At 64.7% G+C, this 15,626-nt stretch carries 15 protein-coding genes and 1 riboswitch; of the genes, 10 read left to right on the plus strand and 5 right to left on the minus strand.

What is annotated here, in order from left to right; all coding sequences use genetic code 11:
* Positions 1–41: 41 nt before the first annotated feature.
* Positions 42–1,022, minus strand: a complete 981-nt coding sequence (locus IVB22_RS13320) for a tripartite tricarboxylate transporter substrate binding protein (RefSeq protein WP_247517753.1) — start codon at positions 1,020–1,022, stop codon at positions 42–44.
* A gap of 187 nt (positions 1,023–1,209) precedes the next feature.
* Positions 1,210–1,363: riboswitch (FMN riboswitch) on the plus strand.
* Between the two features lie 78 nt (positions 1,364–1,441).
* Between IVB22_RS13320 and IVB22_RS13325 the strand changes: the two genes are divergently transcribed.
* From IVB22_RS13325 to IVB22_RS13370, 10 genes are all read left to right on the plus strand, one after another.
* Positions 1,442–2,026 (plus strand): 6,7-dimethyl-8-ribityllumazine synthase, encoded by a 585-nt coding sequence (locus IVB22_RS13325; RefSeq protein WP_247517754.1) that lies wholly within the window; start codon positions 1,442–1,444, stop codon positions 2,024–2,026.
* Positions 2,027–2,123: 97 nt separating this feature from the next.
* A complete protein-coding gene (locus tag IVB22_RS13330) occupies positions 2,124–3,353 on the plus strand; it encodes an MHYT domain-containing protein (RefSeq protein WP_247517755.1) in 1,230 nt (409 codons plus the stop codon).
* Between the two features lie 160 nt (positions 3,354–3,513).
* Positions 3,514–4,377, plus strand: coding sequence for a xanthine dehydrogenase family protein subunit M (locus IVB22_RS13335; protein WP_247517756.1), 864 nt, complete (start codon positions 3,514–3,516; stop codon positions 4,375–4,377).
* 14 nt (positions 4,378–4,391) lie between these two features.
* Entirely contained in the window at positions 4,392–4,892 is a 501-nt protein-coding gene (locus tag IVB22_RS13340; protein ID WP_247517757.1) for a (2Fe-2S)-binding protein, read from the plus strand.
* Positions 4,889–7,309 (plus strand): aerobic carbon-monoxide dehydrogenase large subunit, encoded by a 2,421-nt coding sequence (locus IVB22_RS13345; RefSeq protein ID WP_247517758.1) that lies wholly within the window; start codon positions 4,889–4,891, stop codon positions 7,307–7,309. Before IVB22_RS13340 ends, IVB22_RS13345 begins: the two co-directional genes overlap by 4 nt.
* A gap of 3 nt (positions 7,310–7,312) precedes the next feature.
* On the plus strand, positions 7,313–8,185 hold the full coding sequence (locus IVB22_RS13350; protein WP_247517759.1) for a MoxR family ATPase: 873 nt from the start codon (positions 7,313–7,315) through the stop codon (positions 8,183–8,185).
* Positions 8,182–9,384 (plus strand): VWA domain-containing protein, encoded by a 1,203-nt coding sequence (locus IVB22_RS13355; RefSeq protein WP_247517760.1) that lies wholly within the window; start codon positions 8,182–8,184, stop codon positions 9,382–9,384. The genes IVB22_RS13350 and IVB22_RS13355 overlap by 4 nt, the downstream gene beginning before the upstream one ends.
* A gap of 11 nt (positions 9,385–9,395) precedes the next feature.
* Complete coding sequence (locus tag IVB22_RS13360; protein WP_247517761.1) at positions 9,396–10,235, plus strand: XdhC family protein; 840 nt, start codon at positions 9,396–9,398, stop codon at positions 10,233–10,235.
* A gap of 2 nt (positions 10,236–10,237) precedes the next feature.
* Positions 10,238–10,699: a carbon monoxide dehydrogenase subunit G gene (locus IVB22_RS13365; RefSeq protein ID WP_247517762.1), complete on the plus strand. Its 462-nt coding sequence runs from the start codon at positions 10,238–10,240 to the stop codon at positions 10,697–10,699.
* Positions 10,700–10,781: 82 nt separating this feature from the next.
* Positions 10,782–11,582, plus strand: coding sequence for an SDR family NAD(P)-dependent oxidoreductase (locus IVB22_RS13370; RefSeq protein WP_247517763.1), 801 nt, complete (start codon positions 10,782–10,784; stop codon positions 11,580–11,582).
* A 109-nt stretch (positions 11,583–11,691) separates the two neighbouring features.
* On the opposite strand, the gene IVB22_RS13375 is transcribed toward IVB22_RS13370, so the two are convergent.
* The 4 genes from IVB22_RS13375 to IVB22_RS13390 all read right to left on the minus strand — a co-directional run bounded on the left by IVB22_RS13375 (position 11,692) and on the right by IVB22_RS13390 (position 15,619).
* Positions 11,692–12,645 carry a ribose-phosphate pyrophosphokinase gene (locus tag IVB22_RS13375; RefSeq protein ID WP_247517764.1) on the minus strand — a complete coding sequence of 318 codons (954 nt, stop codon included), beginning with the start codon at positions 12,643–12,645 and terminating at the stop codon, positions 11,692–11,694.
* A 171-nt stretch (positions 12,646–12,816) separates the two neighbouring features.
* Positions 12,817–13,440 carry a hypothetical protein gene (locus IVB22_RS13380; protein WP_247517765.1) on the minus strand — a complete coding sequence of 208 codons (624 nt, stop codon included), beginning with the start codon at positions 13,438–13,440 and terminating at the stop codon, positions 12,817–12,819.
* Positions 13,441–13,730: 290 nt separating this feature from the next.
* A complete protein-coding gene (pgeF, locus tag IVB22_RS13385) occupies positions 13,731–14,495 on the minus strand; it encodes a peptidoglycan editing factor PgeF (protein ID WP_247517766.1) in 765 nt (254 codons plus the stop codon).
* A complete protein-coding gene (locus tag IVB22_RS13390; RefSeq protein WP_374207511.1) occupies positions 14,492–15,619 on the minus strand; it encodes a class I SAM-dependent methyltransferase in 1,128 nt (375 codons plus the stop codon). Before IVB22_RS13390 ends, pgeF begins: the two co-directional genes overlap by 4 nt.
* Between the last annotated feature and the right edge of the window lie 7 nt (positions 15,620–15,626).

The following is a 15,626-nucleotide window of genomic DNA, read 5'->3' on the forward strand; positions in this document are numbered from 1 at the left end:
GCAAATTGTGCGTTAACACCGGTCCGCTAGCGGCGGCCGCCTTACTCCGGCTTGAGGCTGCCGGTGCGAACCACCTTGCCCCATTTCTCGGTTTCGTCTGCGATCAGCCTGCCGAAATCGGCCGGTGAGCCCGGCATCGGCTCGCCGCCGATCGCGGCAAGCCGGGCCTTCATGCCGCCATCGGCGATGGCCGCATTGATTTCCTTGTTGAGCTTTTCGACAATTTGGGCCGGGGTGTTTTTCGGCGCGGCGAAGCCGTACCACTGGCTCGCTTCATAGCCCGGCACGGAATCCGCCACGGTCGGAACCTCCGGCAGATCCCGCATGCGCGCAGCTGTCGTCACCGCGAGCGCGCGCAGCTTGCCGGTCTTGATATGATCGGCGGTGCCGGGCGCAGCCGCAAACAGGATCTGCACCTGGCCGCCGAGCAGATCCGTCAGCGCCGGGCCCTGGCCGCGATAGGGGACGTGGACCATGTCGACGCCGGTCATCATCTTGAACAACTCGCCCGCCATGTGCGGCGCGCTGCCGCTGCCGGCCGATGCCATGTTGACCTTTCCCGGATTGGCTTTGGCGTAAGCGATGAATTCGGCCAGCGTCTGCGCGGGCACCGAGGGGTGGACCAGCACCACCATCGGCACGCGGATGACGCCTGCGACCGGTGCGATATCGCGGACAAAGTTGAAGTTCAGTTTCTCGTAGAGCGAGGCGTTGACCGCATTCGGGACCGTTGCCAGCAGCAGCGTGTAGCCGTCGGGTGCGGCGTTCACGACCGCCTCGGTGCCGATATTGCCGCCCGCGCCGGTGCGGTTCTCGACCACGAAGGGCTGCCCGAGATGGTCGGCCAGCCACTGACCGATCAGGCGCGCGGTGATGTCAACGCCGCCACCGGCGGCGAAGCCGGCGACGATTTTCGTCGGCCGCGTCGGATAATCGAGCGCGAATGCCAGTCGCGGCAAGGCGGGTGCAGCGATGAGCGCGCCGGCGAGTTTGAGGAAATTCCGGCGAGGAAGAAATTTCATGCTGAGCGCCCCCTGTTGGCAGCAAGCCTATCCCAATTGCCGCGGCCCGAGTAACGGCCATCAGCGGATCACGCGTGTGCGCCCTGTTCCGGCGGCATGCAGACATGCCGATTCCCCATGCCAAAGGTGCTTGCTGACGCCCGGGCGTTGGTCATATCCTTGGGGCAGGTCGTCCATTCCGGGCGGCCGATGTTCTCAGGGCGGGGTGAAAATCCCCACCGGCGGTAAGGGTGACGTAGCCCAAGCCCGCGAGCGCCTTCCTCTCCCTGCGGGAAGAAGGGTCAGCAGATTCGGTGCGATTCCGAAGCCGACGGTTACAGTCCGGATGAAAGAGAACGGTTTGCGGCGGCCTTCGCACGTTTTCGCGTGGGCCGGCGTCGTTCCGTATGCCCTGATTCTGGTCCTGAAAGAGGAAAGCCATGAATCAGATGTTGCAAGAGCCTGAAGTCCAATCCCAACCCCAAACGATCGAAGCGAGCCACGTCCCTGACGTGCCCGAGCGTCCGCCGGCGCCGGTGCATCCGCGCTTCGTCAAGCCGCAGCGCGTCGCCTTCGTGCAGTCGTCGTGGCACCGCGACGTGGTCGAGGAATGCCGCATCGCGTTCCTCGAAGAGATCGAGGCGCGCCATATCTCGCGCGCGCAGGTCGATCTGTTCGAGGTGCCGGGTTCGTTCGAAATACCCTTGCATGCACAACTGCTCGCCAAGACGCGGCGCTACACCGCGATCGTGGCCGCGGGCCTCGTCGTCGACGGCGGCATCTATCGCCACGAATTCGTCGCCGACACCGTGATCAAGGCGCTGATGGACGTGCAGCTCAAGACCGAGGTGCCGATATTCTCCGCGGTGCTGACGCCGCAGCAATTCCACGACAGCGCGGTGCATCACGACTTCTTCCGCAAGCATTTCGTCATCAAGGGCATCGAGGTCGCGGAAGCCTGCGCTGACACGCTGCACAGCCTGGAACGGCTGCGTGGCCAGGTGGCGGCTGGGATCGTGGCGTAAGCCCCTCACGATCAGCCAATTGTCATTCCCGCCGCCGGACCTATAAACTCGGCGGCGGGAGGAGGCACGCCCGTGGAGACGGGCGGCCGAGACGATCATGTTCGAAGGACACGATCCCTATCTCGTCGCGCTCTCGGTGGTGATCGCGATTCTGGGAGGATACACCGGCTTCGGCCTCGCCGCGCGCATCCGCGGGACGCCGGATGCCAGTCATCGCCTGTTGCTCGCAGGCGCCGCATTCTTTCTCGCCATCGGCATCTGGACCATGCATTTCGTCGGCATGCTGGCGGCGCCGCTGCCGGCGGGTGCCGTCTATCTGGTGTTGCCGACCATCGTGTCGTTCCTGATCTGCGCGCTGGTCGTGGGGATTTCCCTGTTCTTCGTCAGCGTCGGCGAGCCTTCGATGCTGCGCGTGGTTTCCTCGGCGGCGCTGCTCGGAGTGGGGATCGCCAGTATGCACTATGTCGGCATGCATGGATTGTCGGGCAATTTTACCATGACGCATGACGCCGCCATGGTCGTGCTGTCGGTCCTGATTGCGATCGCCACCGCTTATGGCGGCCTGCGTGCATTCCTGGCGCGGCAGGGCGGCGTGCAGCTCGCGCTGAGCGCGGTCGCTTACGGCTTCGCGGTGTCGGGCATGCACTACACCGCGATGGCCGGCATGCATCTGGTTCCGGCGCCGCAAGGATCGCATCACCACGTCGAAGGGTTGACCGCGTCGTCGCAAATGCTGTCGCTGGTCGTGGCGCTGCTGTGCTTTGTGATTGCGGCGGGCTTCCTGTTGTCGCTGGTGCCGGACCCACGCAAGAAGGCCGCCGCGACGATAGATGTGGTCGCCGCCATTCCCGGCGCAGTCGTCCCCGAGGCCGCCGTCCTCGTTGCAACTATCCCGCCGGCGGACTCCAGCGCCGCCTCGACCAGCCCGCGGCTCCGGCCGACGCCGCTCGGTGGCATCGGCCAACCGCCCCGCGCCGCACCCGCGCCACGGTTGCCGGTCGAGGGCGCCGACGGCACCCATTTCATCGATACCGCCGACGTCAGGAGCGTCCGGGCCGACGCTCACTATACAAAGGTCCACGACGGCACCCGGGAGCGGATGTGTCCGTGGTCGATCTCGGAGGCCGAAGCCCAGCTCGACCCTGGACTGTTCGTCCGGGTGCACCGCAGCCACATCGTGGCGATGGCCCACGTCACTTTCGTCCGAAAGGAAGGCGATGGCGCGATCATCGAACTCGACGGCCCATCGCCGCACCGGGTGCCGGTGAGCCGGGCCAAGATCGCCGAGGTGAAGGCCCGCCTTGGTCTCGCGCGACGCCACGCATAGCGCCTCATTGATCCGTTAGGTCGTAGAGCCTGACGCATTTCGTGCGCGGTTACCCGCATTTCGTGCGATTTTCCCGACCTGGTGCCCCCACGATTGCGCTTTAGAACGGCTCCAATCAGCTTCGCCTCCAACGTCCGAAAAGGGCGAGTGGAGGAGACACATGATTCCTGGCCCATTCAGCTATCACCGGCCGGCGACCGTGGCCGATGCGGTGAAACTGCTCTCGACCCTGGGTGATGAGGCCCGTCCGCTGGCCGGCGGCCACAGCCTGGTTCCCATGATGAAGCTCAGGCTCGCGAGCCCTGAGCACCTGGTCGATCTGCACGGCGTCGCCGGGCTCAAGGGCATCCGCCGCGACGGCAACACAATTGTGATCGGCGCGATGACCACCCAGCACGAATTGCTGGCGTCCGACGAGATCGGCAAGTCCTTGCCCATTCTGGACGAAACCGCGCTTCTGATCGCCGATCCCCAGGTTCGCTACCGCGGCACCATCGGCGGCAATGTCGCCAATGGCGATCCCGGCAACGACATGCCGGCGCTGATGATGACGTTGGGGGGGAGCTACCGGCTTGAAGGCAATGCCGGCGGCCGCGACGTCGCAGCATCGGAGTTCTATCAGGGCGCCTACTTCACCGCGCTCGAGCCTGGCGAACTCCTGACCGCGATCTCCATCCCGGTCCCGCCGGTCGGTCACGGCTATGCTTACGAAAAACTCAAGCGCAAGGTGGGCGACTATGCCACGGCCGCCGCCGCCGTGGTGCTGACGATGGCAGGCGGCAAGGTCGCCACCTGCCAGATCGGCCTGACCAACCTTGCCGAAACGCCGCTGCTCGCCGAAGACGCTGCGAAAGCGGTGATCGGCACCAGCCTAGATCCGGCCACGCTGAAGAAGGCTGCCGCCGCCGCGGAAGCGATCATGTCGCCGGCCGCGGACGCCCGCGGCCCCGTCGAATACCGCAAGCATGTCGGCGGCATCATGGTGATGCGCGCGCTGCAGCGCGCCGCCGGCCGCGCAAGCTGAGAGGGGATCACAAAATGGCAAAAACCCATATCACCATGAAGGTGAACGGCGCCGAGGTCGAAGGCCTCGCCGAACCGCGCACGCTGCTGGTGCATTTCATCCGCGAAAATCTCTCGCTCACCGGCACCCATATCGGCTGCGAGACCACCCATTGTGGCGCCTGCACCATCGATATCGACGGTATGTCGGTGAAGTCCTGCACCATGTTCGCGGTGCAGGCAGAGGGTTCCGACATCACCACCATCGAAGGCATGGCCAGTGCCGACGGTTCGCTGTCGGCGCTGCAGGAAGGTTTTCGGATGATGCACGGCCTGCAATGCGGCTTCTGCACGCCCGGCATGATTTTGCGCGCGCACCGGCTGCTCCAGGAGAATCCGTCTCCGAGCGAAGAAGAAATCCGGATGGGCATTTCAGGCAATATCTGCCGCTGCACCGGCTACCAGAACATCGTCAGGGCCATTCAATATGCCGCTGCCAAGATCAACGGCGTCGAATTCAGGGAGGCTGCGGAATGAACGACATGACTCCCACGCGGGAACAACGCGAAGCCAAACTCGAAGGCATGGGCTGCAAGCGCAAGCGGGTCGAGGACATCCGCTTCACGCAAGGCAAGGGCAGTTACGTCGACGACCTGAAGCTGCCGGGCATGCTGCACGGCGATTTTGTCAGATCGCCGCACGCCCACGCCCGCGTCAAGAAGATCGACGACACCGAGGCGCTGAAAGTGCCGGGCGTGCTCGCGGTCATCACCGCCGAGACGCTGAAAACCGTCAACCTCGCCTGGATGCCGACGCTTGCCGGCGACGTGCAGATGGTGCTGGCCGACGGCAAGGTACTGTTCCAGAACCAGGAGGTCGCCTTCGTGGTCGCGACCGATCGCTACGCGGCCGATGACGGCATCAATAAGGTCGTGGTCGAATACGAGCCGCTGCCGGTCGTGATCGACCCGTTCAAGGCCATGGACGCCGACGCCCCGGTGCTGCGCGAAGACCTCGCCGGCAAGACCACGGGCGCGCATGGCCCGCGCAAGCACCACAACCACGTCTTCGAGTGGACCGTCGGCGACAAGGACCTGACGGACGCCGCCTTCCGCAAGGCGGAGGTGACGATCAAGGAAATGATCTCCTATCACCGTACCCATCCGTCTCCGCTGGAGACCTGCCAGTGCGTCTGCTCGTTCGACAAGATCAGGGGGGAGCTGTCGATCTGGGGCACCTTCCAGGCTCCGCATGTGATCCGCACGGTCGTAGCGCTGATCGCCAAAATTCCGGAACACAAGATCCATGTGATCTCGCCCGACATCGGCGGCGGTTTCGGCAACAAGGTCGGCGCCTATCCCGGCTATATCTGCGCGGCGGTCGCTTCGATTGTGACGGGCAAACCCGTCAAGTGGGTCGAGGATCGCATCGAGAACCTGACCGCGACATCGTTCGCGCGCGACTACCACATGACGACCGAGATCGCCTCCACGAAGGAGGGCAAGGTGACGGGCCTGCGCGTTCACGTGCTGGCCGATCACGGTGCGTTCGACGCCTGCGCCGATCCCTCGAAATGGCCGGCCGGTTTCTTCAACATCGTTACGGGATCGTATGATTTCCCGACCGCGCATCTTTCGGTCGACGGCATCTACACCAACAAGGCGCCGGGCGGCGTCGCCTATCGCTGTTCGTTCCGCGTCACCGAAGCAGCGTACTGTATCGAGCGCGCGATGGATATTCTGGCGCAGAAGCTCGGCATGGATCCGGCGGAGTTGCGTCTGAAGAATTTCATCAAGGCGGAGCAGTTCCCGTATCACTCTGCACTCGGTTGGGAATACGATTCCGGCGATTACCACACCGCCATGCGCAAGATGATGGAATCGGTCGACTACGCCGGTCTGCGAAGGGAGCAGGCGGCGCAGCGCGCGGCGTTCAAGCGCGGCGAGACCCGCGAGATCATGGGCCTCGGCGTGTCGTTCTTCACCGAGATCGTCGGCGCCGGCCCGTCGAAGAATTGCGACATCCTGGGGATTGCGATGTTCGATTCCTGCGAAATCCGCATGCATCCCACCGGTGCGGGCATCGCCCGCGTCGGCTCCAAGAGCCAGGGCCAGGGTCACGAGACAACCTGGGCCCAGATCATCGCGACCGAAATCGGCATTCCCGCCGACGACATTATGGTCGAGGAGGGCAATACCGATACCGCGCCTTACGGGCTCGGCACCTACGGATCGCGTTCGACGCCGGTGGCGGGCGCCGCGATCGCCATGGCCGCGCGAAAAATCCGGGCCAAGGCGCAGATGATCGCGGCCTACAAGCTCGAGGTGCATGAGGACGACCTCGAATGGGATATCGACGGCTTCCGCGTCAAGGGTCTGCCGGAGAAGACGATGTCGATGAAGGACATCTGCTGGGCGGCCTATAATTCGGTGCCGCCGGGCATGGAGCCGGGGCTGGAGGCGGTGAGCTACTACGATCCGCCCAACATGACCTATCCGTTCGGCGCCTATATCTGCGTGATGAACATCGACGTCGATACCGGGGTCTACAAGGTCAGGCGCTTCTATGCGCTCGACGATTGCGGCACCCGCATCAACCCGATGATCATCGAGGGGCAGGTGCATGGCGGATTGACCGAAGCCTTCGCGATCGCGATGGGCCAGGAGATCCGCTACGACGACGAAGGCAATGTGGTCACCGGCTCGTTCATGGATTTCTTCATGCCGACCGCCGTCGAGACGCCGCATTGGGAGACCGACTTCACCGTCACGCCGTCGCCGCATCATCCGATCGGCGCCAAGGGCGTCGGCGAGAGCCCGAATGTCGGCGGCGTGCCGGCGTTCTCCAACGCCGTCAATGATGCCTTCTCGTTCCTGGGGAGCACCCACATCCAGATGCCGCATGACTACTGGCGCAACTGGAAGGCGGCGAAGAATCTGGGAGTGTTTGCCTAAGCAATGAGGAATCGTGACGAGATCGCGCAAGCGCTGGCGATATCAGGCTATATCGCCGACGGCGAACTCGCGACTGCGATCTCGCTGATGCAATTGTTGCGACGCCCGCTGCTGCTGGAAGGCGAGGCGGGCGTCGGCAAGACCGAAGTGGCGAAAGCGCTGGCTTCCGTGCACGCGACCGAGCTGATCCGCCTGCAATGCTACGAGGGGCTCGATCAATCGGCTGCGCTGTACGAGTGGAACTACCAGCGGCAATTGCTGTCGATCCAGGCGCATCGCGGCGATAACCCCGATGATGTCGAGCACCAGATCTTCTCGGAAAAGTACCTGCTGGAACGGCCGTTGCTCGCGGCGATCCGCCGCGACAAGCCGCCGGTGCTGCTGATCGACGAAATCGATCGCGCCGACGACGAGTTCGAGGCGTTCCTGCTCGAACTATTGTCGGACTTCCAGGTCTCGATCCCCGAACTCGGTACGATCAAGGCAACCGCGATTCCGCATGTGGTGCTGACCTCGAACGGGACGCGCGAACTCTCCGACGCGCTGCGCCGCCGCTGCCTCTATCACTATGTCGACTATCCCGATGTCGACCGCGAGGCGCGCATCATCATGGCGCGGATCGATGGCGCCAGCGCATCGCTGTCGCTGCAGATCGCGCGGATGGTCGAAGGCATCCGGAAAGAGGAGCTGCGCAAGGTGCCGGGTGTCGCGGAGACGCTGGACTGGGCGGCAGCCCTGGTCGGCCTCGACGTCCGCGATTTGCACGACGCGCCCGAGACGGTGCACGAGACGCTGATGTGCCTGCTCAAGACCCATGAAGACAAGTCGCGGGTCACGCGCGAGGTCAGCGAACGCCTGTTGGGGAGGGTCGCATGAGCTGTTGCGGCACCAGTCCCGGTTACGAAGAGCTTGACGAGGTCTCGCGCCTTGTCTCGTCAAGGCTCGCCGCGTTTCTCAAGACCCTGCGCGACAGCGGATTCGCCGTGGGCCTTGCCGAAGGCCAGGACGCGGCGGAACTGATGACGGCCGGCTACGCGGCCAAATCGGGTCTGTTGCGTTCGGCGTTCAAGCATCTGTTCTCGGCGCGCAAATCCGACTGGGAAAAATTCGACGGCATCTTCGACGCGTTCTGGCTCGGCAAGCGCGTGCGGTCGCGGTCGATCACATCTGGCTCGTCGAAGGCCGCGAACAATCCGTCGCTCAAGACTCTGGCTGACAGCCGGCGCTCCAGCGGCGAAACGGCGATGGATCAGGCTCCATCCACCGACGATGCCGGTGCCGATCGCGCCGGCGAAGGCCGCATGGAAGGGGCCTCACGTGCCGACAATCTGGCCGAGGTGGATTTCCGTAAACTGGCCGATCCCGCGCAAATCGAGCAGGCGCATGAAGCGGCCGCGCGGCTGGCGCGGGCGATGCGCACCCGGCTGACCCGGCGCGACCTGGCGCGGCGCCGCGGCTACCGACTCGATCTGCGCCGGACCATTCACGGCAATATCAGCCATGGCGGCGTCCCGATCGACCTCGTCAATAGGCAGCGCAGGGATAAGCCGTTGCGGCTGGTCATCCTGCTCGATGCCTCCGGCTCGATGAGCATGTACACCGGCGTGTTCCTGCGTTTCATCCGCGGCATCCTCGATGAGTTTCGCGAGGCCGAGGCATTCCTGTTCCACACGCGGCTGGCGCACGTGTCAGATGCGATGAAGGAAAAGGACGCTGCGCGCGCACTCGATCGGCTCTCGATCATGGCGCAGGGCGCCGGCGGCGGCACGAGGATAGGCGAGAGCCTGCAGACATTCAACCGCTGGCACGCCGCGCGGGTGATCCATTCGCGCACCGTCGTGATGATCGTGTCCGACGGCTACGAGACCGGCGACGCCGCGCTATTAGGCCGCGAGATGGCGGCGCTCGGCCGCCGCTGCCGTCGCATCGTCTGGCTCAACCCGATGATGGCGTGGGAAGGTTATGCGCCTGTTGCCGCCGGCATCAAGGCGGCGCTTCCGCATGTCGATCTCTATGCGCCGGCCAATACGCTGAAAAGCTTGACCGCGCTCGAACCCTATCTGGCAAAGCTTTGATGGAGCGATCGATGACGGCGCATGTTGAAGTGATGGATCTGGTCGCGCAGATGAAATCCGCCGAGCAGCCGTTCGTGCTGGCGACCGTAGTGCGCACTGTGTCGGTGACGGCGGCGAAACCCGGCGCGAAGGCGATCATTCGCCCGGACGGCGCCATCGTCGCAGGCTGGATCGGCGGCGGCTGCGCGCGGGGCGCGGTGCTCAAAGCCGCGCGCGAAGCGCTGCTGGACGGGGAGCCGCGCATGGTGTCGGTGCAGCCCGAAAATCTCCTCGCCGAACTCGGCGTCAAGCCGGGCGATAATCGCGAGGGCATCCGCTTCGCCAGCAACATGTGTCCGAGCAAGGGCACCATGGATATCTTCGTCGAGCCGGTGCTGCCGCATCCCTCGCTGGTGATCTTCGGCGCAAGCCCGGTTGCGATGTCGCTGGCCGCGCAGGCCCGCCAGCTCGGCTATCACGTCACGCTGGCTGCGCCGGCTGCGGATATCGCCGCCGAGCCAGATGCCCATGTCATCGTCGACGGCTTCGCGCCCCGTTACCTCAACGAAGCCCGGCGTTTCGTCGTGGTCTCGACCCAGGGCAAGGGCGATGAGGCCGCCTTGCGCGCGGCGCTCGCCATCAAGGCCGAATATCACGCCTTCGTCGGCAGCCGCCGCAAGATGGCGGCGCTGCGCGAAAAGCTCGTGGCCGGCGGATCGGAGGCGGCCGCGATCGATCGCGTCAAGGCGCCGGCCGGGCTCGATCTCGGTGCGATCACGCCGGAGGAGATCGCAATGTCGATCCTCGCCGAAATCACCATCGAGCGCCGGCGCGGCCAGCGCGCGACCAATCCCGCAGCGAGTAAGGACTGACCATGCAGATGAACGACAGCCAGCGCATCCCGGCTTCGAAGGAAGCGGTCTGGGCGGCGCTCAACGATCCCGAGATTTTGAAGCAATGCATCCCCGGCTGTCAGTCTCTCGACATGTCTTCACCCACCGAGATGACCGCAACCGTCGTGTTCAAGGTCGGACCCGTGAAGGCGACGTTCGGCGGCAAGGTGACGCTGTCCGATCTCGATCCGCCCAACAGCTACCAGATTTCAGGCGAGGGTTCCGGCGGCGTCGCCGGCTTTGCAAAAGGCGGCGCCGCGGTGCGCCTCGAAGCGGAAGGACCCGACGTGACGGTGCTGCACTACGACGTCGACGTGCAGATCGGCGGCAAGCTCGCCCAGCTCGGCGCGCGGCTGATCGATTCCACGGCCAGAAAACTGGCGGGGGAATTCTTCAAGTCGTTCGGCGAGGTGGTTGGAAAGACCGTCGCAGCCGGCGTCTAGCGCCGGGAATCATCTCCCGATTCGGACCGGCTTTCGCTATGCTGGCGCCAGTCGTGTCATTGGATGGGAGCGCGCGGACGTCATGGCCGAACAGAAATCTTCCGATTGGCTCGGCCTATCCGGCCGTGTTTGCGTGGTGACGGGTGGCGGTGGCGGGATCGGTCGCGCCACTGCTCTCAGTTTCGCCAAGGCCGGCGCGCGTGTCGCCGCCATCGATCTCGATGAACGCGGTCTCGAGGTGACGCGCGCCGAACTCGGCGCCGACCATGTCATAGCCCGCTGCGATACGACTGATGTCGAGAGCGTCACCGCCGCGTCCGCGACGATCGAAAAATCGCTGGGGCCGTGCCAGGTGCTAGTCAACACCGCCGCCGTGTTGCGTCCCGGCGCGCTCGACACCCTGTCGCTTGCCGAATGGAACGCCGTTCTCTCCGTCAACCTGACCGGCTACTTCGTCTGCGCGCAGGTCTTCGGCCGGCAGATGCGTACGCTGGGCCGCGGCAGCCTGGTTCACGTGGCGTCGATCGCGGGCAGCAACGCGCAGGGGCAGAGCGGCGCCTACAGCGTCAGTAAGGCAGGCGTGATCATGCTTTCGCGCCAGCTTGCGAATGAGTGGGGCCCGCACGGCATCCGCAGCAACGTCGTCAGCCCCGGCATGGTGATCACGCCGATGAGCCAGTCATTTTACGATACGCCCGGTGTCACCGAGCGGCGCGCCGCGGTGGTGCCGATGCGGCGGGTCGGCATGCCGCAGGATATGGCTGACGCGATCCTGTTCCTCGCCAGCGACCGCGCGTCCTATGTCAATGGTGACGAGATCACCGTCGACGGCGGCTACGCCAATATGCTGATGAATTTGGTGCCGCGGCCGGGATTTGAGTGAGGTGCTGTAGTGCCGTAGGGTGGGCAAAGCGAAGCGTGCCCACCATCTATCCCGGAGCATCATCGTGAATGGTGGGCACGCTGCGCTTTGCCCACCCTACAAGCCTGCCTTAATCGAACAGGCTCGACACCGATTCTTCCGACGCGGTGCGGCTGATCGCTTCCGCGATCAGCGGCGCGATCGACAGCGTGCGGATGTTGGCGGCATTGGTGACCGCCTCGGTCGGCAGGATGGAGTCGGTGATGACGAGTTCCTTCAGCCGCGAGCCGGCGATGCGCGCCGCTGCGCCGCCGGACAGCACACCATGGGAGATATAGGCGTAGACTTCCTTGGCGCCGTTGGCGATCAGCGCGTCGGCGGCATTCACCAGCGTGCCACCGGAATCCACGATGTCGTCGACCAGGATGCAGGTGTAGCCGGCGACCTCGCCGATCACGTTCATGACTTCGGATTCGCCGGCGCGTTCGCGGCGCTTGTCGATGATCGCGAGCGGGGCGTTGATGCGCTTGGCGAGGCCGCGGGCGCGTGCCACGCCGCCGACATCGGGCGACACCACCATGAGGCTGGTGAGGTCGGAGCGTTCCTTGATATCCCGCACCATCACCGGCGAGGCATAGAGGTTGTCGGTCGGAATATCGAAGAAACCCTGGATCTGTTCGGCGTGCAGATCGAGCGTCATCACCCGGTCGACGCCGGCGCGGCTGATCAGATTGGCCACCAGCTTCGCCGAGATCGGCGAGCGCGAACCGACTTTGCGGTCCTGCCGGGCGTAGCCGAAATAAGGGACCACCGCGGTGATACGGCGCGCCGACGCCCGGCGCAGCGCATCGGTGATGATCAGCAATTCCATCAGATGGTCGTTGGCGGGAAACGACGTCGACTGGATGATGAAAACGTCGGAGCCGCGGACGTTTTCCTGGATCTGGACAAAGATTTCCATGTCGGCGAAACGCCGCACCACGGCCTTGGTCAGCGGTAGGCGAAGCCAATTGGCGATTTCCTGCGCCAGGGCAGGATTGGAATTGCCGGCGACCAGCTTGATCGAGCCGTTTTTGGCCGCCATCAACGCTTCTCCTCGCGCCTTGCTGGATACGACGTTCAGCATATCGAGAAACCCTCGGGAACCAGCGTGTTTTGGTGAGCGAGGAGATATCAGGCGGGTGGCTCGGCTGGCAACCCGTAGACGTCGTTTTCCCGGTCAAAAATCGGCCAATACGGGACTTTACGGGGCCGATTATTGGGCGCTGAAACTGAGCGCGGCTACGCCCGGTGCATCCTGGGCGGGCACCGCCGCCTCCGCACTCGCCACCGCGGGACCGCGGCGGTCGGGGGCAGGTGCAGGTGCCGCATCCGGGCTCCCATTGACCATGCCCGAGAGACCGCTGAGGCCGGCCTGCGCGATTTTCCTTAAGACGAGGTCGTCGGCCGCCGCCCAGGCGTCGCGTCCGGCCTTGCCGGCCGCTTCTTCGCCGGAAAGCCGCAGTGCACGCTGCTGGTTGTTGTCGTAGACGTCCCACACCCAGGCGATCACGGTTTTGCCACGAACCACCTGCGCCGACAGATAGCTGCGCACGCGGTAGGAAGCCCCGCCTTCGCGCGAGACGATCGACAGGTTGCGCAGCTTCGATTCGCTGTCGAGCACGCCGACCATCCGGTCGAACACCTGCGGCGGCGGACCGTCGATCGATTCGAACGCCACGGTGGCGCTGCCACCAGCGCTCGGTGCCATCGCGTACGAGCCACTGCCCGTTGCACCTCCGCCGGCGCAGCCGCCAAGCGCCGAGGCGACGACAAGCAGCAGGGCTGCGATCATGGCGCGCGGCGCTTTCAGGCACGAAGCTATCAAGGTGTCCCTCATTGCTCCCTGCGATATCGTTAAAATGTGTTAAGGTCTAGGGCAGCGGGTGTACCGGCTCGCCAAAAAGATTGCGTCGAGCTCGCCCCCGTTCACCTTGTTGTTGCCAGAATTCCTCAACCCGGCAGGATGATCGATGCGGGCCTTTGGTCTCGACGGCTATGGCGCGATCGCCGATCATATGCCGCTTAGCCGCGACGCCTGCCCGATCGTGTAGGTTCGGTGTGTCATGCGGGCGTTGTGCAGCCTCCACCGGGTGGAGAGTCAAGGCCGCAAAGCGACGGAATACGAAATCAGCTTTCCAGCGCAATCGCGTGGACGTGGCGGCCGTAGTCCGGCTCTTTCCGGTGCACCGAGCGTCGGTAGCTGTAGAACCGCTCGTCGGAATAGGTGTCGACGCCGATGTCGTCGATCATCAGCACGCCGGCATTCTCCAGCCGCATCCGGATGAAACCGGCGAGGTCGAACATCGCATGGCCCGCGCGAGTTGAGGGGATGAAGAACGCGCCATTCTCGGCGTCGGCATCCAGAAATCGCTCGACGAATTCGCTGCCGACTTCATAGGAATGCTGGCGGATCAGCGGGCCGATGGCGGCGACGATGCCGGAGCGGTCGGCGCCAAGTTTCTCCATCGCGTCGATGGTAGATTCCAGCACGCCGGTCAGCGCGCCCTTCCAGCCGGCATGGGCGGCGCCGATCACGCGCGCGCTTGCGTCGGCAAACAGGATTGGGCCGCAATCCGCGGCGGTGACGCCGATGGCGATGCCTTCGGTGCTTGTGACGAGCGCGTCGGCGCGCGGCTTGTCGCCCTGCCATGGTCCGGTCGCCACCACGACGTCGGGTGAATGGATCTGGTGCGCGCTGAGCAAGCGCTCGGGCGCAACGCCCATCTGCTCAGCCATCCGGCGGCGGTTTTCCGCGACACAGGCCGGATCGTCGTTCGAGCCGAGGCCGCCATTGAGGCCTTCGTAGACTCCGCTGGACACCCCGCCCTCGCGGGTGAAGAAGGCGTGGCGCAGCCCGGGAATGGCTGCGAGCAGCGACGATCCGAACGTCATTCTGTTTCGTCTCCAGGCGCCGGCGGTTCGTCGCTGAGGCCCGCGACCATGGTAAGATTGGGTTCGGTGACCGCAAGCACCTTGAACATCGATCCCATGCCGCCGCGGCCGCTGTCGGTCAAGCGCTTCAGCGCGGCGGAAATATCGGCGGAAACTTCCGCTGTGGTTTTTCCCATCAGCGTGACGGCCCGCGTCTCGATGCCGAGCCGCTTGAGGAACTCGCCCTGCGTCACCGGGCCGTGAACGCGCGCGCCGACGTCTTCCGCCGCGCGCGCCAGCGCCTGGAAATCGACATGGGCGGTGACGTCGGCCTGGCCTGGATTCTTCAGGGGATCGGCAAAGCTGTGGCGGGCGATCGCCTGGAAGGTGTCGCCGGCGTCGCTGCGCAGATGGCCGTAATCGATGATCAGCGCCGCGCCATCCTGGTCGCGCACCCGCGACGCGATCTTCATCATCTCGTTGTCCGGCCGCCATTCGAACACTGCGCCGACAGGGGCCGCGCGCACCAGCGGCGGCAGCAACACCTCGAAGCGCGGCATCGGCTCGTCCGAGGCCGCGAATACCAGCTTGCCATCGGCGTCGAGATTGACCACGCGCTCGTGCCAGCCGGTCTCGCGTTTGACCACCTGATGGATCGGCAGCACGTCGAAATATTCGTTGGCGAGAATGACCGCGGGCCCCTCCGGCACGTCGTCGATGCTGTCATGCCAGGTAATGTTGCGGGCGCCGGACAGCGTCGCCCGCTGCTTCTCGCGCAGAACAGGATTGATCTCGACGAGATGGACGTTGAGCGATTGATAGAGCGGCGGCAGCACCCGAACCGCGCGGAGCGCATCCGCCATCATGGTGCCGCGGCCGGGGCCGAGTTCGACCAGCCGCAGCATCGGCGGCGACCCGATCGCCTTCCACACCGAAGCCGTCCATAGACCGAGCAGTTCGCCGAACATCTGGCTGACCTCGGGCGCGGTGGTGAAATCGCCCTCGCGGCCCAATGGATCGCGCGAAACGTAATAGCCGTGCTCGGGATGTATCAGGCACAGCTCCATGTATCGCCAGACCGGCATCGGTCCTGACGATCTGATCAGCTTGTGGATCTCCGCCTGCAACGGTGAAAATTCGGTCACGGCCTGC

Origin of the sequence: Bradyrhizobium sp. 190 (assembly GCF_023073415.1) — a bacterium.
In the GTDB taxonomy this organism is placed as follows: domain Bacteria; phylum Pseudomonadota; class Alphaproteobacteria; order Rhizobiales; family Xanthobacteraceae; genus Bradyrhizobium.